The 18959-nt window shown below is 69.8% G+C and carries 19 protein-coding genes; 12 read left to right on the top strand and 7 right to left on the bottom strand.

Annotated elements, in window-relative coordinates; translation table 11 throughout:
• The first annotated feature begins 8 nt into the window (after positions 1–8).
• Positions 9–800 carry an endonuclease I family protein gene (locus ACIBTU_RS10835; protein WP_399125661.1) on the top strand — a complete coding sequence of 264 codons (792 nt, stop codon included), beginning with the start codon at positions 9–11 and terminating at the stop codon, positions 798–800.
• 291 nt (positions 801–1091) lie between these two features.
• Here ACIBTU_RS10835 and ACIBTU_RS10830 read toward each other — a convergent pair whose 3' ends face one another.
• Positions 1092–1754, bottom strand: a complete 663-nt coding sequence (locus ACIBTU_RS10830; RefSeq protein WP_399125660.1) for an HAD family hydrolase — start codon at positions 1752–1754, stop codon at positions 1092–1094.
• Positions 1755–1864: 110 nt separating this feature from the next.
• A complete protein-coding gene (locus ACIBTU_RS10825; RefSeq protein ID WP_399125659.1) occupies positions 1865–2215 on the bottom strand; it encodes a hypothetical protein in 351 nt (116 codons plus the stop codon).
• Positions 2216–2742: 527 nt separating this feature from the next.
• Here ACIBTU_RS10825 and ACIBTU_RS10820 point away from each other — a divergent pair.
• From ACIBTU_RS10820 to ACIBTU_RS10780, 9 genes are all read left to right on the top strand, one after another.
• On the top strand, positions 2743–3537 hold the full coding sequence (locus tag ACIBTU_RS10820) for a helix-turn-helix domain-containing protein (RefSeq protein WP_399125658.1): 795 nt from the start codon (positions 2743–2745) through the stop codon (positions 3535–3537).
• Positions 3530–3757 (top strand): DUF397 domain-containing protein, encoded by a 228-nt coding sequence (locus ACIBTU_RS10815; RefSeq protein WP_399125657.1) that lies wholly within the window; start codon positions 3530–3532, stop codon positions 3755–3757. The genes ACIBTU_RS10820 and ACIBTU_RS10815 overlap by 8 nt, the downstream gene beginning before the upstream one ends.
• A 370-nt stretch (positions 3758–4127) precedes the next feature.
• Entirely contained in the window at positions 4128–4535 is a 408-nt protein-coding gene (locus ACIBTU_RS10810; RefSeq protein ID WP_399125656.1) for a WXG100 family type VII secretion target, read from the top strand.
• 54 nt (positions 4536–4589) lie between these two features.
• The gene (locus ACIBTU_RS10805) at positions 4590–4901 is read left to right on the top strand and encodes a WXG100 family type VII secretion target (RefSeq protein WP_399125655.1); all 312 of its coding nucleotides are present in this window, start codon (positions 4590–4592) and stop codon (positions 4899–4901) included.
• Entirely contained in the window at positions 4901–6637 is a 1737-nt protein-coding gene (locus tag ACIBTU_RS10800; RefSeq protein ID WP_399125654.1) for an RNase A-like domain-containing protein, read from the top strand. The genes ACIBTU_RS10805 and ACIBTU_RS10800 overlap by 1 nt, the downstream gene beginning before the upstream one ends.
• A gap of 63 nt (positions 6638–6700) precedes the next feature.
• On the top strand, positions 6701–7327 hold the full coding sequence (locus tag ACIBTU_RS10795; protein ID WP_399125653.1) for a hypothetical protein: 627 nt from the start codon (positions 6701–6703) through the stop codon (positions 7325–7327).
• The gene (locus ACIBTU_RS10790; RefSeq protein WP_399125652.1) at positions 7320–7976 is read left to right on the top strand and encodes a Fic family protein; all 657 of its coding nucleotides are present in this window, start codon (positions 7320–7322) and stop codon (positions 7974–7976) included. Before ACIBTU_RS10795 ends, ACIBTU_RS10790 begins: the two co-directional genes overlap by 8 nt.
• A gap of 2 nt (positions 7977–7978) precedes the next feature.
• Positions 7979–8296 carry an RNase A-like domain-containing protein gene (locus ACIBTU_RS10785; protein ID WP_399125651.1) on the top strand — a complete coding sequence of 106 codons (318 nt, stop codon included), beginning with the start codon at positions 7979–7981 and terminating at the stop codon, positions 8294–8296.
• A gap of 18 nt (positions 8297–8314) precedes the next feature.
• Positions 8315–9001, top strand: coding sequence for a contact-dependent growth inhibition system immunity protein (locus ACIBTU_RS10780; RefSeq protein ID WP_399125650.1), 687 nt, complete (start codon positions 8315–8317; stop codon positions 8999–9001).
• 25 nt (positions 9002–9026) lie between these two features.
• Here the strand turns inward: ACIBTU_RS10780 and ACIBTU_RS10775 are convergent, their stop codons facing one another.
• From ACIBTU_RS10775 to ACIBTU_RS10760, 4 genes are all read right to left on the bottom strand, one after another.
• The gene (locus ACIBTU_RS10775) at positions 9027–9848 is read right to left on the bottom strand and encodes a nitrilase-related carbon-nitrogen hydrolase (RefSeq protein WP_399125649.1); all 822 of its coding nucleotides are present in this window, start codon (positions 9846–9848) and stop codon (positions 9027–9029) included.
• Between the two features lie 14 nt (positions 9849–9862).
• The gene (locus ACIBTU_RS10770; RefSeq protein ID WP_399125648.1) at positions 9863–11536 is read right to left on the bottom strand and encodes a thiamine pyrophosphate-binding protein; all 1674 of its coding nucleotides are present in this window, start codon (positions 11534–11536) and stop codon (positions 9863–9865) included.
• A 228-nt stretch (positions 11537–11764) separates the two neighbouring features.
• Positions 11765–12760, bottom strand: coding sequence for an agmatinase (gene speB, locus ACIBTU_RS10765; protein WP_384620787.1), 996 nt, complete (start codon positions 12758–12760; stop codon positions 11765–11767).
• A 48-nt stretch (positions 12761–12808) separates the two neighbouring features.
• Positions 12809–14281, bottom strand: coding sequence for a sodium:solute symporter (locus ACIBTU_RS10760; protein ID WP_399125647.1), 1473 nt, complete (start codon positions 14279–14281; stop codon positions 12809–12811).
• Between the two features lie 208 nt (positions 14282–14489).
• Between ACIBTU_RS10760 and ACIBTU_RS10755 the strand changes: the two genes are divergently transcribed.
• Complete coding sequence (locus tag ACIBTU_RS10755) at positions 14490–15902, top strand: PucR family transcriptional regulator (protein WP_399125646.1); 1413 nt, start codon at positions 14490–14492, stop codon at positions 15900–15902.
• A 226-nt stretch (positions 15903–16128) separates the two neighbouring features.
• Entirely contained in the window at positions 16129–16935 is an 807-nt protein-coding gene (locus ACIBTU_RS10750) for a phosphatase (protein WP_399125645.1), read from the top strand.
• Positions 16936–16945: 10 nt separating this feature from the next.
• Here the strand turns inward: ACIBTU_RS10750 and ACIBTU_RS10745 are convergent, their stop codons facing one another.
• Entirely contained in the window at positions 16946–18892 is a 1947-nt protein-coding gene (locus ACIBTU_RS10745; protein ID WP_399125644.1) for an FAD-dependent oxidoreductase, read from the bottom strand.
• Positions 18893–18959 lie beyond the last annotated feature (67 nt).

Raw genomic sequence — 18959 nt, 5'->3', positions numbered from 1 at the left:
CACCCCACATGCCCGGAACGCGCGTACGCACACTGGCGCTCGCGGCAGCCGCCGTGCTCGCCGCAGTGACCCTGCCGACGACCACCGCGGCCACGGCGAACGCCTCCACCGCCTACGACGACACCTACTACCAGGACGCGCTCGGCAAGACCGGCCCCCAGCTCGAGGCCGCCCTGCACACGATCATCAAGAACCAGACCAAGCTCTCCTACGACGGTGTCTGGAACGCCCTGAAGACCACCGACCAGGACCCGAACAACAGCAACAACGTGATCCTGATCTACAGCGGAGTCTCCCGCGCCAAGTCGCTCAGCGGCGGGAACACCGGCAACTGGAACCGGGAGCACGTCTGGGCCAAGTCCCACGGCGACTTCGGCACCACCATCGGCCCCGGCACCGACCTGCACCACCTGCGTCCCGAGGACGTGACGGTCAACTCCATCCGCGGGAACAAGGACTTCGACGAGGGCGGCAGCGCCGTGCCGAACGGCGGCGGCAGCCTCACCGACTCGGACTCCTTCGAGCCGCGCGACGCCGTCAAGGGCGACGTCGCCCGGATGATCCTCTACATGGCCGTGCGCTACGAGGGCGACGACGCCTTCGCCGACCTGGAGCCCAACGAGTCGGTGAACAACGGCAGCGCGCCCTACATCGGCAAGCTCGCCGTCCTGAAGAAGTGGAGCGCGGAGGACCCGCCGGACGCCTTCGAGAAGAACCGCAACGAGGTCATCTACACGACCTACCAGCACAACCGGAACCCGTTCATCGACCACCCGGAGTGGGTCGAGTCGATCTACTAGGCCCCCCGCGAGGCCGTCGGGCTCGCGCCGGACGGACGGTGTGCGGACCGCACCCGATCGTGGCATCGGAGACGATGGACGCGAACGACGGGTGCGACCGCACACCGCACGCACGACGAACGGACGGGGACGCGCGTCGATGGACGACAGGCACCCGCACGACGCCGAGCACGCCTGGGCCGCCATCGGACGTCGAGTTCGGCATCAACCGTCTTGAAAGGCACCGGGCTGTGGCCACGAGGTACGACAAGTTCGCGGTTCGTTACGAGGCGACTGTGTTGGTCGCAGCCATCACCGAGCGGCTGTGACCAGGCGGGTCAAGACGGGAAGCACGCCCCGCAGGTCGTTGTCGTCCACCGTGCAGGTCGCCGCCTCGCGCGCTCCTGCCGAGGCATTGAACGCCACGCTCAACCCGACAGATGCGAACAGTGGCAGGTCGGAGCGGCTGTCTCCGACTGCCCCGCACGAGTGGGGAGCCAGTCCCAGCTCTCGCGCCTGGGCAAGGGCGAAATCTCGTTTGTCGTACTCGTCGAAGTGACGGGCGACCCGGCCCGTGAACCGGCCGTCGGCGGTCTCCAGTCGAGGCCCGCTGAACGCGTGGAAGCCGAAGCGGTCAGTCAGGTAGCTGCCGACTGGCGACCAGGCGAGGGTTGCCAGCACGGGCACCAACCCGTTCTGCCGGCACCAGGCCACGGTCTCCGTGATGCCGGAGACCAAGGGAAGCCCATCGAGCCAGCCAGAGACCTGATCTTCGGGAACCCCCGCCCAGCCCTCGGCATCAAGCTCGGAGACCTGCCGGTTGTCCAGGACATCAGAGGCGTAGGCATCCTCGGCCTTGGTCAACTCGTCCCGATGGCCAAGGAAGCCAGCCAGAAAGACCGACGAACTCGTACCTGGGACGAGGGTGCCATCGACGTCGAAGAACACAGCGCCCACGTGATCGGATGAGAACACCGGCCAAGGATGCCACCATCACGCGAAACCGTCAGGTCGGGGGTGCGCCGTGTCGTCGACGTCCATCCAGGGCTGCCCGTCGCGGCCCCGGACGTCGGTCTGCCGCAGAGTCAGCGGTCGCCCTGCTCCTCGACGACTGCGTCGTCGTCATTGAATTCGGGGAGGCGCGCGCCGCGGCTCAGCGCGACTCGGTGTACGTCGCGCAGCGACTCGACCAGTCGGCGGGCCAGATAGCGGAGTTGGGGGTGTGTGGTGCGGGCGTCGTCGATGAGGTCGGCGGCGTGTTCGAGCAGCTCGCCGGCCATGTCGAGCTGGACCGACTCGGCGTCGTCGGCCATACGGGACAGGCGGCTGGTGCCGGACCGGTCGGTGACGAGGTAGCACGCGCGCCCGTCGAGGCCGGACCAGGGCAACAGCCGGGGCCGTTCGGTTGCCGTCGCGTGGCTGCTGTGGAAAATCACGCGGCCACCTCCACGCCGTGGATACGCCGTGGGCCCACGTCCACGCCGTGCGTGGCGAGCCAGAGGGCACGGCGCCGGGCACGCTGAATCCTGGCCGACTCCTGGAATTGGGCTCGGCTCCGTCGCTCATGGGCGAGCAGGTAGGGGCGGACGAGTCGGGAGTCCTCACCGCGGAGGGGGCCGGCGTGAGGTACTGGACGGCCGGCCGGCGGGGCAGGGACGCGTACGGCTGGCGCGTCAACGTCCTCCTGACACTGGCTCCGATGCCGCCCGGAGGCAGGCCACACGAGCCGGAGCAGCGGCTCGATCAGACAGGCGATAGCGTGCAACACGTCTTCAACTTTCTTGGGAGTTGAGGGCCACGCCCCCGGGCCGTCGCTAGCGGTCGCGGGGGTCTTCCATGCCCGAGGGCAGGTCGACGCGCATGGACATCGCTGTGTAGCGATCCACTCACAGAGTGAGACGGTCCGGGCTAGGCTCGCCAGGGGGCCAGAGGTGACAAGGCATTTGTCGCACGGGAGTTGACGATGAACAACGTCTACGGGGAATGGCTCAAGGCGCAGCGCGAAGCGGTGGGCATGACCCAGCAAGAGGTGGCCACAGCTGCGGTCATGACCCGTTCGCACATCTCGCACATCGAGGCGGGACGGCGCATCCCGTCGAAAGAGGACGCACGGCGGCTGGACAGGGCGCTGAACACGGGAAACGTGCTGAGCAGCTTCCTGCCGGACGGCGACAGGGCTGTCGCGGAGTACTTCGAGGCGGCCCTTCACCTCGAACAACAGGCGACGATGATCAGGGAGTTCGCCCTGTCGTTCATCCCCGGCATTCTTCAGACGGAACGGTACGCACGTGCGGTTCTGAGCACGTCGTTCCCTCCTGTGAGTGAAGCGGAATGTGACAGGCTCGTTGTCACACGCCTTGAGCGGGCCAAGATCCTCGGGGATCCGGTAACACCGGTGGTGTGGGCCGCGCTCGACGAGGCTGTGCTACGTCGAGTGGTAGGCGGGCCGAATGTCATGGCCGAACAACTGCTCCACGTCGTAAGGCTGGTGGAGTCAGGGCGCGTACGCGTCCACGTGCTGCCCTTCGGGCTGGGTGTCCACCCCTTGATGCAGAGCATGCTGACCCTGCTCAAGTTCGAGGATCAGCCACCTGTGGCGTACTCCGAAGGCATCCAGGTAGGCAAAATCCACGACTCCCCCGCCGTGGTCGACCGCCTTGAAGGCGTCTACGATCTCGCGCTGGGCGACGCGATGCCGCTCAAGGAGTCCTTGGCTCTGATGAGGGCAACAGCAAAGGAATTCGGACACCGTGACTGAACACACCATCCCCGACGCCTCTGCACTGCGCGGTTGGCGCAAATCGACCTACAGCGGCAACGAGGGCGGCAGTTGCGTCGAAGTCCTGGACGGATACGCGACGGGCGTCCCCGTACGTGACTCCAAGTCCCCCGCCGGCCCGGCCGTGCTCTTCGACTCCCCTAGTTGGTCGTCGTTCGTCTCGGCGATCAAGGCCGGAGGCCTCCGCTCCGGTCACTGATGGCCGTACAGCTCCGGCCGCCGGTCGCCGAACACGTCGTTGTGGTCGCCGAGGCGCTTGTCGCGGGACTGGGTAGGTCGCAGCACGCACACAGAACTCCATCGGCACTCCGCCTCCAGCCCTCCACGAACTCACGGACCGGATCCGCGCGGTGGGCGGAGGCAAGGCCGCGTAGAACCACACCGGAATTTCATTGCTTGCCTGGCTACGCCAACTCGAGCTGGCTGCAGTATGTCCGGGTTTTGCCAGATGGGAGCGGCTGAACCCCGTTACCTGAAGCCCCGACAAGGCCAGATAGGCTCAGGTGTGCGAGATCTGTACCGCACGACACAGAGATCACCACCGCAACGGGGAGGGGCGGGGACAGGCATTGACCAGCCAAAAGAACGCGAAGGACCTTCGGGCCAAACACGAGGACCTCACCAAACTGGCGAATGACCTCGATGGCATGCAGGAGTACCTGACTCGCCAGGTCCAGCGCATGGACGCGATCGTGGATGCCATAGAAGCGGGTTGGCAGAGCCCGGCCGGCGCCGCGTACCGGAAGTTCCATCGCGCCGCAGCCGAGGACGCGGTACGCATTCGCGAGGTCATGAAGCTCATCGAATCGGCAGTGCGCATGAGCCGGGACGGCTTTACCGAAAGAGAGCTGGACGTTCTGGCTCGGATGCGCAGCATCGAAGTTGACATCGGCGGCGCTGTCGACCGGCTGTCCACGCCGAACCCTGCTGGCGCAACACCCGAACTACGGCCGACGAGCAGTCTCGACGGCTTCTGATCGGTGCGGCCCGCGCCAAAAGTTCACGCCACGACCTAAATTCCGGGGGAACGCATGCCATCGAACTCCGACGACGACCACATAACCGTGAAACTGACCACTCTCCAGCAGCTGTCCGGCGACCTGGAGGACATCCTCAAGCAGCTCAACAAGAGGCTCGACGACCTGTACGAGCGCGTCGAGCCGGTCGTTCTGTCGTGGAGCGGCGAGGCCCGGGAAGCGTTCGTCGACAAGCTCGATGAATGGGACAGATCCGCTCAGGACCTACAGGCGTCGCAGAAGTGGCTCCACGAGGTCGCGACCACAGGCCACGTCAATTACGCGGCCGCACACCGTGCTGTGGTGCGCGGCTGGGGAGGCGTCTGATGGCTGGCCCGACCCCAGCGCAGCCACAGGGTGGCGGCACCATCGATGTCAAGCCGTCCACCCTGCACCAGGTGGCGGGTGGATTCTCGGGTCAGCAGACCAGCTTCGACAAGGGTGCCAAAGACCTGCTCACCGCGCTCAAGGAGTACCCGGACGCAGGTGGATACGGCACTGCTGCACGCGCCTTCGCAACCGAGTACGTGAAGGTCGGGAATCGCTTCACGGAGGTGTGGGCGAAGTCCGTCGCCAGTGTCGGAGGTGCAGCAGTCGGTTTCGCAACTACCGCGAACAACTATTCCAAAGCCGAAGCAGCGAACGACCCTTCTGGCCAGACCAGAGCCCAGATCCAGCCGCCCCCCGTGGTGATCGACAAGCCTCCAAAGTACGAGCCCGTACCTGACTTGCAGTGGGGGGACGACGACGGTGGCGACGACTTCATCCGTTCCATCCTGGAATGGATCCCGGACGTGGCCTGGCACGTCATCCGTCCGCTTCTTGAGCAAGTGTTCCGCTGGGGCAAGGTTGCCGAGGTCTATCCGTTCCCTCAGCAGCACTATCTGAACTCGCTCTCACAGGCTTGGTCAGACGTGACCAAGCCGCTGGGCATGACGATGGGCACCCTGGACGGGCTCGTCAGTGGCATCACTCAGCAGAGCAACAGTGAGTGGTACGACGCCATGCGGCAGTTCTGCAGTTCGCTGTGGGGCAGCACCGCTTGGGGAAAGTCCACAGCAGGCTACGAGTGGAAGCACGACAGCGGATCTAGTCAGACCGCCACTCACCCCGCCATGGCCGTACTCCACGACTCCGCCATGAAGGTCAGCGACCTGCTGCGCGATTACGCGGAGGCCGCCGTCGAACTGAACGGCAAGGTGTGGGACATCTACTTCAAGGCGGTGAAGCAGGCGCTCGGCGACGTCGACCTCAGTGACGGAGTCGACCTCAAGGACCTCAAGGAGGGCGCGAAGGGCGTCGGTCGATTCATCAAAGGCGTGGTGACGGGTGGCGCGGAGGTAGCCGCGGAAACCACTCTCAACATCGACACACCGGCTCTGAACGCGGTGGTCGAGGCGTACAACCGCCGAATGGATGCACTTACGCCACAACTCACGGCGCTCTTGGCTCCTTTGGACGAGGCGTTCCACAGTGCACCGAAGTACGCGGCCGAGCAGGCGCGAGCCGAGGCGTTCGGAGCGCGTGCGCTCAACGATTTCAAGCATGAACACAAATGGACGAACCCCGAAGACTCCAAGAACCATGTCTACCGCGTGGATCTGGCGAGCGATGAATGGCTCGACGGCGGTCACACTCTCGACAAGCACGTAGGAAAGACCGACCTCCAACTTGCTCAGCGCCTACGCGACCAGGGCGATCCACCCACCCCCTCATGGCCTCACGGCAAGCCTTCCATCGGAGGTGCGTCCACCTTCCCGACGATCGAGCGTGCGCAGGAGCTGACTCAGTACAACGTCGATCAGAACACCACAAAGATCAAAGACTGGTTGGCGGATCCGAATCGGGATTCCAAGCTGCCGCTCTCTGTGGATGCCCCGAACGGAGAAGACAGCGGACGGAGCGTCACGAAGCAGCCCAACAATGTGAACAATGAGGGCTTCAAGAACAAAGGGCTGGACGCCAAGGCAATCCCCGTCAAGGGAGTGAGAACGATCCTCAAGTACGACCCGTCGCTCGACCCTCCGTTCGTTGTGCTGACATCGATGCCCGCGCAGTCCTAGCCGCGCCGCTCACGAACCTGCAAGCCTGGAGTCAAGATCAATAGCCACTGGTACCCAGCGTCGATGACCTGGCAGGACGTCGATCCTGGTCGTCACCCCTTCGACCCGGATCAGGCACTAGAGACGGTCCGTGCCGTGATCGGCGCCCCCGATCCGGAGTCGGGCCGCCCTCGCGGCCTCTGGTCCGACAATTCGGTCGCACGCGGGCTCGCCGAGCACTACGGCACGTGGGCGTTCGGCTGGTTCACCGCGACGGACGAGTACCCGGATTCAGGGGCTGTCATCCGGCAGCTCCCGCCCAGCGGTCTCGGTTCCGGCGATCTCGACCAGCAGGCAGTCCGCTACACGGAGGCACTCCTGCAGTGGCGGGCCTGGCTGGAGGAACTGGCGGCGACCTTCGCTCCGTTCATCCCCGCCCCAGGGGCGGACTCCGGGACGGTTCGGCGACTGCGCGAGAGCGCGATCGCGCCCCTCGTGACGCTGGTCGTTCAACGGACAGATGCCGGAGAGACGTGGCGCGGCGCTTGTAACACCGCTCTCCTGTGGTTCCTGGAATCGACAGGAATGCCCTCGGCCGAGGCCGAGGAACTGGCGGACGACATCGTCGACGGCGAGTTCGAAAGCTGGACCGCACCCGACCAGACGGCCATCGACCACGCCCGCAACGCCATCGGAAATCACTGTGCGTGACGACCTTCAGGCCTGGTTGATGGTGCGCGAAGCCGTACCCTGGCATCGCGCCGCGCCGGAGCTGACCGGCCCTGTCCATCCTCTGCGCGACGGGATCGCGGCAGCAGCCGCACAGGGCCGAACCGAAGACTCCGGGCGCGCCGAAAGGGTGCGCAAAGCCTGGCACCTCGCACAGCAGCATGCGAAGGCGGGCCATACCCTCGACTTCGACCTCATGGCAGCGTGGCAACGCGTACTCCTGGACCGTGCTGATGTTCCGTTCCGTACCCTCCCCGCCTTCGCCAAGAGGGGGCAGGAGCGCTACGGGCTGTCCGACCGCACAGCGCAGGAGTTCTCTGTCCACATCGCGCAGGCTACGAACAGAAGCGCCGGCACCCCCCTTGCCTCCCGCGCCGCCCGCGCCTACCTGGACGTCTGCTTCTTTCATCCGTTCAACGACGGAAACGGTCGTGCAGCTCTGCTGGCTCTGGGCTTCGTCCTGGCCCAAGACGATGTCTTCCTCGACGAGGTCCGGCCCCTCCAGGTACGCCGGTTCCCTCACGATGCGGCCGGCGCCCAATCCCTGGCCAAGCTCGTCCACCTCCTGGCGACGGCCACTTTGAGCAGGAGCCGAACGCAACTGTCCTCTCCTCCTCCGACCAGGCGGTAGTCATGCCTCTTCCTCCACCTGTACGAACGGCCAGCTCGTCCTACCCCGATCGAGAGACCGCCCAGTGGGCTACCCAACAGGTCGTGACCGAGAACGAGCAGGCGATCCATCGATGGCTCGCCCAGTCGGCTCGGCCCCGGCTGACGATCGAGGCGGCGTGGCTCTCCCGACCGGATCCCGTCGGCCGCGTTCTGCTGCAAGCGATGATGCTTGCCGGGCGTGAACCCGTCGATGTGCGTGCTGCTCGGGTGATTCTCCGACGAGAGCCGTCAAGCCCGCACGGGTTCGTCGTGCACGCCACCTTCCCGATCTACGTCTAGGGACCAGAGCCGACCGTCATGCCGATGAATCCTCTTGAACACGACCAGCGCTACGGCGAGTTGGACCAGGTCATGCGCGCATACCTGGGGCAGCCTGCCGACGACACGGAGCAAGCTCCGAGTCTCGCGCTCACTGCCTACCTTCGCCACACCTGGAACACCCGTCCCTGGTCCCTGGCCATCGCCGAGTCCCAGGTACGCGACTACGCCCGCAATCCGCCTGGCCGACTCCGTCTCCGGCTCGGCGAGTTCTATCCGGTGCCCGACGTCGGCCTGCCAGAACCGGACATCCAGGCATGGCTCTTCCTCGTCGCCGACCACATCAAGCGCAGCATCGAAGAGGGAGCGGTGCCGCCACCGTCCCAGCCTGCCACCCGCTGGGAGTGGCACGCTCGGTTTCCTGAACTGGCGCAGCTTCTCGGCGGCTGGTTCTCACAGGACATGCCTGACGAGTTCGACAGCCACGGGGCCGCAGTGGCTGACTACGTCACCGGGACCGAGGCCCAGCTCGTGGCCCGACTCACAGGGGAAATCCACGAGCTGCTGGCACTCGACCTGGACGAGGCCGACTGTGCGTCCGCTCTGGCCGAGCTCGGCATGGAGGTCGATCCACCGGCACCGTACGCCCCGAGTGCCTGGCTCGCCGACGTCGCCGAGCAGCTGGTCAGGGCCGCGCCGGAGTACGGGCCCGGGCACACTCGCTGACCCTGACATGGGCAGCCCCGCGGCATCAGCCGTACAGCTCCGGCCTCCGGTCCCCGAACACGTCGTTGTGGTCGCCGAGGCGCTTGTCGCGGGCCTCGGGGAGGTCGCAGGGGGCGAGGAGGAGGGTGGGGCCGTCGGTCGGGGTGCGGCCGGCCAGGGGGAAGCCGTCGGGGTCGGTGATGATCGAGCCGCCGGTCCAGGAGACGCCTCGCTCGTCGCCGGTGCGGTCGCAGGCGGCCACGTACATGCGGTTCACGGCGGCGTCGGCCTGGACGCGGACGGCCTCGGCGGGGCGCTCGCCCTCGGGGCGGGGGAACAGGGGCCAGTTGACCGGGGCGCAGAGGAGGTCCGTGCCGGCCAGGGCGGCGAGGCGGACCCACTCGGGGAACTCGAGGTCGTAGCAGACCATGACGCCGACGCGGCCGACGCCGTCGATGTCGACGACGGGCGGGCGCTCGTCGCCGGGGACGAAGAACTCCTTCTCCGTGCCGAAGAGATGGGCCTTGCGGTAGACGGCGCGGACGGTTCCGGTCGGGTCGATGACCACCGCGGAGTTGCGGACCTGGTCCGCCTCGTCGAGCTCGGCGAGGCCCGCGACCAGGGTCACGCCGTGCCGGCGGGCGGCGGCGGACCAGGCGGCGACGGTCGGGCCGTCCACGGGCTCGGCGAGGGCGCGGGCCTCGGCCGGGGACTCGAAGACGTAGCCGCTGTTGGTGAGTTCGGGGAGGACGACGACGCGGGCGCCCGCGTTCGCGGCGGCCTCGATCGCCTCCTCGGCGGCGGCGAGGTTCGCCGCCACATCGCCCACGTGGAGGGCGAGCTGGGCGCAGGCCACGGTCGTCGTCATCACAGAGTTCTCCATCATCCCAGGTGCGTCGGGGCGAACATGCGGAGCAGGGCCGGGAGCACCACCACGTGCGGGCCCGGTGCGGACAGGGCCTTCGCCAGGTCGTCGCGGAGCGCCTCGGGGCTCGTACGGACGGCCGGGACGCCGAAGGACTCGGCGAGGGCCACGTAGTCGGGGCGGCTCAGCTCGGTGGCGGTGGCCTGGCCGAAGGCGTCGGTCATGTACTCGCGCAGGATGCCGTAGCCGCCGTCGTCGACGATCAGCCAGGTGACGTCGAGGTCGTGCTGGCGGGCGGTGGCGAGCTCGGCGATCGAGTACAGGGCGCCGCCGTCGCCGGAGACGGCGAGGACGGGCCGGGTGGGGTCGGCGACGGCCGCGCCGAGCGCCGCCGGGAAGCCGTAGCCGAGGCCGCCCGCGCCCTGTGCGGAGTGCATGGCTCCGGGCCAGGCGGACCAGGCCCAGTAGGCCAGGATCGTCATGTCCCAGAAGGAGGGCGAGCCGGCCGGGAGCGCTTCCCGGACCGACCTCAACACCTGCTGTTCCAGGGTCAGTTCCTGTGCGTCGATTCGTTCGCGTACGGCGCTCAGGACCGCCGCGACCCGGGCGGGCGCCGTGGCGTCGGTGCGCTCGGGGACCGTCTCGGCGAGGGCCTGGAGGGCGAGGCGGGCGTCGGCGTGGATGCCGAGCGCGGGGTGGTTGGACTCCAGCTTGCCCGCGTCGGCCTCGATCTGGATCACGCGGCCGCGCGGGGCGAACGTGTGGTAGTTCGAGGAGAGTTCGCCGAGTCCGGACCCGACGACGAGCAGGACGTCGGCGTCCTCCAGGAAGTCGGTGGTGTGGCGGTCCTCCAGCCAGGACTGGAGAGACAGGGGGTGCTCCCAGGGGAAGGCGCCCTTGCCGCCGAAGGTGGTGACGACGGGGGCGTCGATCCGCTCGGCGAGCGCGCGCAGCTTGCCCGCGGCGTCGGAGCGCACGACGCCGCCGCCCGCGATGATCGCCGGGCGCTCGGCCTTCGCGAGGAGGTCGGCGGCGACGGCGGTCAGCTCGGGGCGGGGCACGAGGTCGCGGGGCGTGGCGTCCATCGCGGTGACGACGGGCAGCGTCGTCGGGGCGAGGAGCACGTCCTGCGGGATCTCGACCCAGACCGGGCCGTGCGGGGCGGTCAGCGCCGACTCCCAGGCCGCGGCGATCGCCGACGGGATCTGGGAGGCGGTGCGGACGGTGTGGACGGACTTGACCACGTCCCGGAAGGAGGCCTGCTGGTCGCGCAGCTCGTGCAGATAGCCGTGCCGGCCGCCGCCGAGCCCGGCGACGGGCACCTGGCTGCCGATGGCGAGCACGGGCGCGGAGGCGGCGGCCGCCTCCTGCAGCGCGGCGAGCGACATGAGCGCGCCGGGGCCGGTCGAGAGCAGCAGCGGGGCCACCTCGCCGGTGATCCGGCCGTACGCGTCGGCCGCGAACCCCGCGTTGTTCTCGATGCGGAGTCCGACGTAGCGCAGGTCGGAGCGGCGCAGCGCGTCGAACATGCCGAGGGCGTGCTGTCCCGGCAGGCCGAACACGGTGGACGCGCCGAGGCCGTGCAGCGTCTCGACGACCAGGTCGCCGCCGTTGCGTCCCGCGGGTGGGTTGAGCGCGGCCTCGGTCTGCGCGGCGGTCGGCGTCAGTTCCAGGTCGTGGTCGTGCGTCATGCGGTTCCGCCTCCGCGGGTGGGTCGGGTCTGCGCGGGCTCGCCGTAGGGGGTTCGGTCGAGTCGCGGCTGCGGGCCGGTGGGGGCTGGTCGCGCAGTTCCCCGCGCCCCTGGAGGCGAACGGCTTCGCCGTTCAGCCTCTATCGGGGAAATGCGACGCGAAGCGCCTGCATTTCAGGGGCGCGGGGAACTGCGCGACCAGCCACGACGCACCCGCACCCGTCAAGTGTTACTCACCGCGCGCGGAGGCGATCTGGCGGGACATGATCGTCGTCAGCTCGTACGCGGTGTGCGAGGCGGCGACGGCCGTGATCTCGGCGTGGTCGTACGCGGGCGCCACCTCGACGACGTCGGCGGAGACCAGGTTGCAGGAGGAGAGGCCGCGGAGGATCTCCAGGAGCTCGCGGGAGGTCATGCCGCCGGCCTCGGGGGTGCCGGTGCCGGGGGCGTGGGCCGGGTCGAGGCAGTCGATGTCGATGGAGATGTACAGCGGGCGGTCGCCGATGCGCTGGCGCAGCTGGTCGGCGACCTCGTCGGCGCCGCGGCGGTAGACGTCCGCCGAGGTGACGATGCCGAAGCCGAGCTTCTCGTCGTCGGTGAGGTCCTGCTTGCCGTAGAGCGGGCCGCGGGTGCCGACGTGGGAGAGCGCGGAGGTGTCGAGGATGCCCTCCTCGACGGCGCGGCGGAACGGGGTGCCGTGGGTGTACTCGGCGCCGAAGTACGTGTCCCAGGTGTCGAGGTGCGCGTCGAAGTGGAGCAGCGCGACCGGGCCGTGCTTCTTGGCGACGGAGCGCAGCAGCGGCAGCGCGATGGTGTGGTCGCCGCCGAGGGTCATCATGCGGGCGCCGGAGCCGAGCAGGTCGTCGGCGGCGGCCTCGATGCTCTCGACGGCCTCGTTGATGTTGAACGGGTTGGCCGCGATGTCACCGGCGTCGGCGACCTGGGCGAGCGCGAAGGGGGACGCGTCCTGCGCCGGGTTGTAGGGGCGCAGGAGGCGGGAGGCCTCGCGGATGGCGTTGCCGCCGAAGCGGGCGCCGGGCCGGTAGGAGACGCCGGTGTCGAAGGGGACACCGACGACGGCGACATCGGCGGTGCCGACCTCGTCGAGGCGGGGCAGGCGGGCGAACGTGGCCGGGCCCGCGTACCGCGGGATACGGGAGGAGTCGACCGGGCCGACGGCGCCGGTGGGGCCGTTGGGAACGCGGGGCGTCTCGTTGCTGTTCATGGCGCGCATGCCTTCTTTCGAACGCGGGTCAGCGGATTGCGGAGTGGGTTACTGGGACACGGCCACGGAGGCCGCCTCCGGGGTCTCGCTCTCGCCGCCGCGGCCGGCGAGCCGGTCGCGCCAGTTGGCGAGGACGGCGGCGTCGGTGGCCTTCGTGGCCAGGGAGACGACCACATAGGTGACGAGGGACGCGGCCAGGCCGTAGTAGACGGCCTCGTTGGCGAGGATGCCGTAGTGCCACATCAGGCCGACGACGGCGAGACCGCCGACGGCGATGGAGGCGAGGGCGCCCTCGGCCGTGCCGCGCTTCCACAGCAGGCCGCCGAGGATGGGCACGAGGAGGCCGCCGACGAGCAGGTTGTAGGCGACGGTGAGCGCCTCGACGACGTTGTTCAGGGCGATCGCGGTGACGATCGTGGCGGCGCCCATGACGAGGATGAACAGGCGGTTGCCCCTGACCTCGTCATGGCCGTCGCCGCTGTCGGCGGGCAGCCCGCGCAGTCGCTTCCAGATGTCGTTGTTGGCGACGGTGGCGCAGGCGATGAGGGCACCGGACGAGGTCGACATGACGGCGGCGAGCGCGGCGGCCAGGACCAGGCCGCGGACGCCGACGGGCAGCTCGTCCTTGACGATGCGGGCGAAGGCCTCGTCGGCGGTGCCGAGCCCGGTCGGGTACATGACCTTGGCCGCGGTGCCGATGACGGCGCCGCCGATCGCGTAGGCGAGGCAGTAGACGCCGGAGACGGTGCCGCCCCAGCGGGCCACCTTGTCGTTGCGGGCGGTGAACACGCGCTGCCAGATGTCCTGGCCGATGAGCATGCCGAACGTGTAGATCAGCACGTACGTGAAGATCGTCTCGCCGCCGATGCCCAGCGGGTCGAAGTACGAGGTGGGCAGCGCTTCCTTCATCTCGCTGAAGCCGCCCGCCTTCACGACGGCGACGGGCAGCAGGATGATCAGCACGCCGATGGTCTTCACGACGAACTGCACCATGTCGGTGATCGTGATGGACCACATGCCGCCGAGCGTCGAGTACGCGACGACGATGGTGCCGCCGATGACGATCGCGAGGGTGCGCGGCACGTCGAAGAGGACGTCGAAGATCGTGGCGTACGCGATGGTCGAGGTGACCGCGAGCATCAGTGTGTACGCCCACATGACGATGCCGGAGATGAGGCCGGCACGGCCGCCGTAGCGCAGGTCGAGCATCTCGGAGACGGTGTAGACCTTCAGCCGGGCGATGCGCGCGGAGAAGAACAGCGACAGGGCGAGGATGCCGAGGCCGATGGTGAAGACCATCCAGGCGCCGGACAGGCCGTACTGGTAGCCGAGGCCGACGCCGCCGATGGTGGAGGCGCCGCCGAGGACGATCGCGGCCATCGTGCCGGAGTACATGGCGGGGCCGAGCCTGCGGCCCGCGACCAGGAAGTCGCTCTTGGACTTGGCGCGGCGCATGCCCCACCAGCCCATGGCCAGCATGCCGGCCAGATAGGCGACGATCACTACGTAGTCGACGGCCATGGACGACCTCCTTTGCACACCTCGGTGGCGTGTCGTGCTGGGTTGGTCCGGCTCACGGGCCCTGAGAGAGGGCCACCTCGGCAGCGGGGACATCCGCCCGTACCCGCACCCACCGGTTCATTGCCTCATGAATGTAAGTGGCCGAAAAGCAACACTGAAGTGTAAGTTTCATCTACTTCACCCGGTACGAGTAGAGGAATCATCCACCGTGACGGTGCCCGCTCCCCCCACCTCGGGCGTTCCGCTCGCCGCGCTGCTCGCCCGCGCCGACCTGGGACTTCGCCAGATCGCGGGGCCCGACGCGGCCGACGTCCCGGTGCACGGCGCGCACACCTCCGAGCTGCCCGACCCGCGGCCCTATCTGCTCGGCGGTGAGCTGCTTCTCACAGCCGGAGTGCAGGCGGGCGAGGACGCCTTCGACGCCGGCACGAGCTTCGACACGTACGCGGCGCGGGTCGTCGCCGGCGGGGCCGTCGCCCTCGGCTTCGGTGTCGCGCCGGTCCACGACACGGTGCCGCGCGCGCTCGTCGCGGCCTGCGACGCGCACGGGCTGCCGCTGGTGGAGGTGCCACCGGACATCACGTTCAGCGGGATCGCGCGGGCCGTGTGGGAACTGATGGCGCAGGCCCGGCACGCCGAGCTGCGCCGGGTCACCGAGGCGCAGCAGGCGCTGGCCTCCGCGGCCGCGCGGCCCGATCCGGTACGGGCGGTGCTGAGCCGGCTCGCGCAGCGGACCGGGGGCTACGCGGTGGCCGTCACCGCGGACGGGGCCGAGCTGGAGAGTGCCGGGCCGCGGCCGCCCATGCGCGCGGCCGCCGCGCTGTCCGCCCTGACCGATGTGGTGCGGCCGCGCACCAGCCGGCTGCTGCCCGCGCCCGCGTCCGCCGCGGACACCGTCGGGGAGCTGCATCTTTCGGCGTACGCGCTGAGCGGGGGCGGGGCCCTCGGGCTCGCGGCGCCCTCGCGCGCGTCCGGCGACCACACGATCGCCGGGGCGGCGGTCGTGCTCCTCTCCCTCCTCGCCGGGGCCCACCGCTCCGCCGACGACACGCAGCGCACGGCCGCGCTCGTGGGGCTGCTGCTCGGGACGGAGCGGGACGTCACCGCCGCGGGGCTGCTCGGGCCCGGACGCTGGAAGGTCGTCCACGCCTGGGTGAACGGGGCGTCCTCCCCCGCCCCCGATCTCGGTACTCCGCTCGTCGCCACGGACGGGGCCCTGACCCGCGCCCTCGTCCCGGCCGACCAGGAGGTCTCCCCGTACGAAGGCTGCGCGCTCGGCGTCAGCGCCGCCGTGTCACCGGGCGACCTCCCCCTCGCCGACGCGCAGGCCGCGAACGCGCTGGCCCGCGCCCGGGCGACCCGCTCCTCCCTCGCCGAACACCGCCCCGACGGCGCCGCGCCCCCCGCCCTGGCCCCGCTCCTCCCCCACCCCGCGCTCCTGGAGACCCTGCGCACATGGCTCTCCGTGCACGGCAGCTGGGAGACCACGGCGCTGACCCTCGACATCCACCGCAACACGGTCCGCCAGCGCATCACCCGCTGCGCGGACCTCCTGAACGCGGACCTGAACGACCCGGACATCCGCATGGAACTGTGGTTCGCGCTGCGGCATCTGTCATAGGCACAGCGCCGCGCCCCTGAAAAGCTGCGGCTTCGCCGCGCCTTGACCGGGAATGCGACCCGAAGGGTCTGCATTTCAGGGGCGCGGGGAACTGCGCGAGACGCCCCACCGGCCCGCGGCCCGCGACGCGACCTGAGCGCCCCTCCCGTGGCCGCATCCCGCCCGCCCGAAGCCCACCCTGCGAAATCGATCAACGCCCCACAGCGACCACCGGCACAATGGACCCATGCCGATACCCGGGATCCCCAGCGATACACCCAGCCGCGCCGCCCTGACCGCCCACCTCGTCCGCACCCGCATCGCCGGCGACGTGGCCACGCCCCGGGAGAACAACCTCTCCCACTACCGCAAGCTGGCGAACGGTGACCGCCACTTCTGGCTGGGGCTGGAGCTCGGTGACCGCTGGAGCGACGAGCAGGACGTCCTCGCGGTGATGGCGGAGCGCTGCGGCGTCGTGGACGACCCGGAGCACCGGTACGGCCAGGACACGATCGACCCGGAGCTGACGGTCGACGCGCTGGAGCGCATGGCGGCCCGCCTGCACAAGGCGGCCGAGGACCGCCAGCGCGTCCTGTTCGCGACGGGCCACCCCGGCGGTCTCCTCGACGTGCACCGCGCGACGGCCGCGGCCCTGCGCGCGGCGGGCTGCGAGATCATGGTGATCCCCGAGGGCCTGGCCACGGAGGAGGGCATGGTCTTCCAGTTCGCGGACGTCGCGGTGCTCGAGCGCGGCGCGACGCTGTGGCACACCCACTCCCCCGACCCGATGACCCGCATCCTGGACGGCCTGGAGCGCGAGGGCCGCCCGCTGCCCGACCTGGTCGTCGCCGACCACGGCTGGGCGGGCTGCGCGGCCCAGCGCGGCCTGGACTCGGTGGGCTACGCGGACTCCAACGACCCGGCGCTGTTCGTCGGCGAGGCCGAGGGCACGATGCAGGTGACGGTCCCGCTGGACGACCACGTGACGAGCCCGCGCCACTACGACCCGATGACGGCGTACCTGCTGAACGCGGCGGGCCTGCTCGGGGACTGACGGCACCGGATCACAGCGCCGCGCCCACGGTCAGCCCGTCGAGGACCGCCTCCTCGACGGTGCGCGGCGCGACCCGGTCCCCGACGGCGAAAACGTGCTCCCCTTCGGGCGCGAACTCGTCGACCGGTTCGTGCCCCTGGGCGAGCACCACCCCGGCGACCCCTTCGACGAGCACGGGTTCCTCCGTGAGCGTGTGCTGGAGGTACACGGTGTCGCTGTCGGCCCCGTAGAGGCGCACGTTGGGCACGATGTCGATCCGGGCCCGCACGGCGCGCGCGAGCAGTGCCGAGCGTACGTACTGCTGCAGGTGCTCCCCGGCGGCGAAGCCGGTGACGCACAGGGTCACCTTCCGCCCCTGGCCCGCGAGTTGGAGGGCCACGCCGAGCCCGATCCAGTCGCCGCGCCAGTCCGCGACGACGATCCGCCCGCGCGGCACGACGGCCCCCTGGATCACCTGCCAGGCGTCCAACACCACGGGATCGTCGAGCAGTTCGAGGCGCGGTCGGCGTGGCCGGGCCCCGGTGGCGAGCACGACGGCGTCGGGCGCGAGCGCGTCGAGAACGGCGGCGTCGACGGGCGCGTCGACCGTGATCCGTACGCCGGCTCGCCGCGCCTCCCCCTCCAGATTGGTGACGGCCCCGCCGAACTCGGCTCGCTCGGGCAGGAGTTGGGCGAGCAGCACCTGTCCGCCGACCCGTCGCGCGGCCTCGTACAGCTCCACGTCGTGTCCGCGCGCGGCGGCGACCGCGGCGGCCTTGAGTCCGCCGGGCCCGCCGCCGACGACGAGGACCCGCTTGCGCCGGGTGAGCAACGGCAGGGTGCCGAAGCGGAGTTCGCGCCCGGTCTCGGGGTGCTGGATGCAGGAGATCGGGTAGCCGAGCTGGAAGTGGCCGATGCAGGCCTGGTTGCAGCCGATGCAGGCGCGGATCTCCTCGGCGCGGCCCTGTTCGGCCTTGGCGGGGAGTTCGGGGTCGCAGATCAGGGCGCGGGTCATGGCGCAGGCGTCGGCCTGGCCGCCGGCCACGATCTGCTCGGCCTCCTGCGGCTGGTTGACCCGCCCGGCGACCATCACGGGCACGCCGACGACGGCCTTCACCTTCGCGGCGAGCGGCGCCACGTACCCGGCCTCGTGGAACATGGGCGGCGCGATGTGCTGGGCGCCCGACAGGCTGGCCGAACTGCCCGCGCACACGGACACGTAGTCGACGAGCCCCTCGGCGTCGAGCGCGGCGACGGTCTCCAGGACGAGTTCGGTGCCGAGTCCGTCGTGGCTCAGCTCGTCCCCCGATATGCGCAGGCCGACGACGAAGTCCGGGCCCGCCGCCGCCCGCGCCCGGCGCAGCGCCTCGCGCAGGAACCGCAGCCGGCCCGCGCCGTCGCCGCCCCAGCCGTCGGTGCGTACGTTCACCTCGGGGTTGAGGAACTGCGCCGGGAGGTAGCCGTGGCTGGCGACGACCTCGGCCCCGTCGAGCCCGGCCTCGCGCAGCCGCCGGGCCGCCTGCCCGTACCCGTCGAGGACCTCCTCGATCTCGGCCCCGGTCATGGCGCGCGGCATGACGTGGAAGCGCTCGCTGGGCGTCGCCGAGGGCGCCCACGCGACGGGCGCGCTGCCGTCGGCGGACTCCAGGATCTCGCGCCCGGGGTGGAAGAGCTGCCCGAAGATCTTCGTGCCGTGTGCGTGGACGGCGTCGGCGAGCCGCGCGTACCCGGGGACGCAGGCGTCGTCGGTGGCCATCAGGACATGGGTGGTGTAGCGGGCGGAGGGGTGCACTCCGGAGACCTGGAGGACGATGAGCCCGGCGCCGCCCGCGGCCCGCGCCTCGTGGTAGGCGACCAGCGCGTCGGTGACGGCCCCGTCCTCGACGAGCACGGTGTCGTGCCCCGAGGACAGGATGCGGTTGCGTACGGTCACCGGACCGATCCGCAGTGGACTGAACAGGTGCGGGAACTCTGCCATGACGGCCCCTCCCCGGGAACGGGTCGATGCAGGGACTGGATTGGTACAGGTCGTTACAGGTCAGCCA

The sequence above is a fragment of the Streptomyces sp. NPDC050145 genome (assembly GCF_044460245.1).
Lineage (GTDB): Bacteria > Actinomycetota > Actinomycetes > Streptomycetales > Streptomycetaceae > Streptomyces.
This window is presented reverse-complemented; position numbering and strand designations above follow the sequence as displayed.

Bases quoted from the DNA above. Each gene is read 5' to 3' on its own strand.
- ACIBTU_RS10805 (WP_399125655.1), top strand. From the start codon at position 4,590: ATGCCATCGAACTCCGACGACGACCACATAACCGTGAAACTGACCACT.
- ACIBTU_RS10775 (WP_399125649.1), bottom strand. From the start codon at position 9,848: ATGACGACGACCGTGGCCTGCGCCCAGCTCGCCCTCCACGTGGGCGAT.
- ACIBTU_RS10745 (WP_399125644.1), bottom strand. From the start codon at position 18,892: ATGGCAGAGTTCCCGCACCTGTTCAGTCCACTGCGGATCGGTCCGGTG.
- speB (WP_384620787.1), bottom strand. From the start codon at position 12,760: ATGAACAGCAACGAGACGCCCCGCGTTCCCAACGGCCCCACCGGCGCC.
- ACIBTU_RS10785 (WP_399125651.1), top strand. From the start codon at position 7,979: ATGCCTCTTCCTCCACCTGTACGAACGGCCAGCTCGTCCTACCCCGAT.
- ACIBTU_RS10800 (WP_399125654.1), top strand. From the start codon at position 4,901: ATGGCTGGCCCGACCCCAGCGCAGCCACAGGGTGGCGGCACCATCGAT.
- ACIBTU_RS10780 (WP_399125650.1), top strand. From the start codon at position 8,315: ATGCCGATGAATCCTCTTGAACACGACCAGCGCTACGGCGAGTTGGAC.
- ACIBTU_RS10835 (WP_399125661.1), top strand. From the start codon at position 9: ATGCCCGGAACGCGCGTACGCACACTGGCGCTCGCGGCAGCCGCCGTG.
- ACIBTU_RS10795 (WP_399125653.1), top strand. From the start codon at position 6,701: ATGACCTGGCAGGACGTCGATCCTGGTCGTCACCCCTTCGACCCGGAT.
- ACIBTU_RS10820 (WP_399125658.1), top strand. From the start codon at position 2,743: ATGAACAACGTCTACGGGGAATGGCTCAAGGCGCAGCGCGAAGCGGTG.
- ACIBTU_RS10750 (WP_399125645.1), top strand. From the start codon at position 16,129: ATGCCGATACCCGGGATCCCCAGCGATACACCCAGCCGCGCCGCCCTG.
- ACIBTU_RS10760 (WP_399125647.1), bottom strand. From the start codon at position 14,281: ATGGCCGTCGACTACGTAGTGATCGTCGCCTATCTGGCCGGCATGCTG.
- ACIBTU_RS10770 (WP_399125648.1), bottom strand. From the start codon at position 11,536: ATGACGCACGACCACGACCTGGAACTGACGCCGACCGCCGCGCAGACC.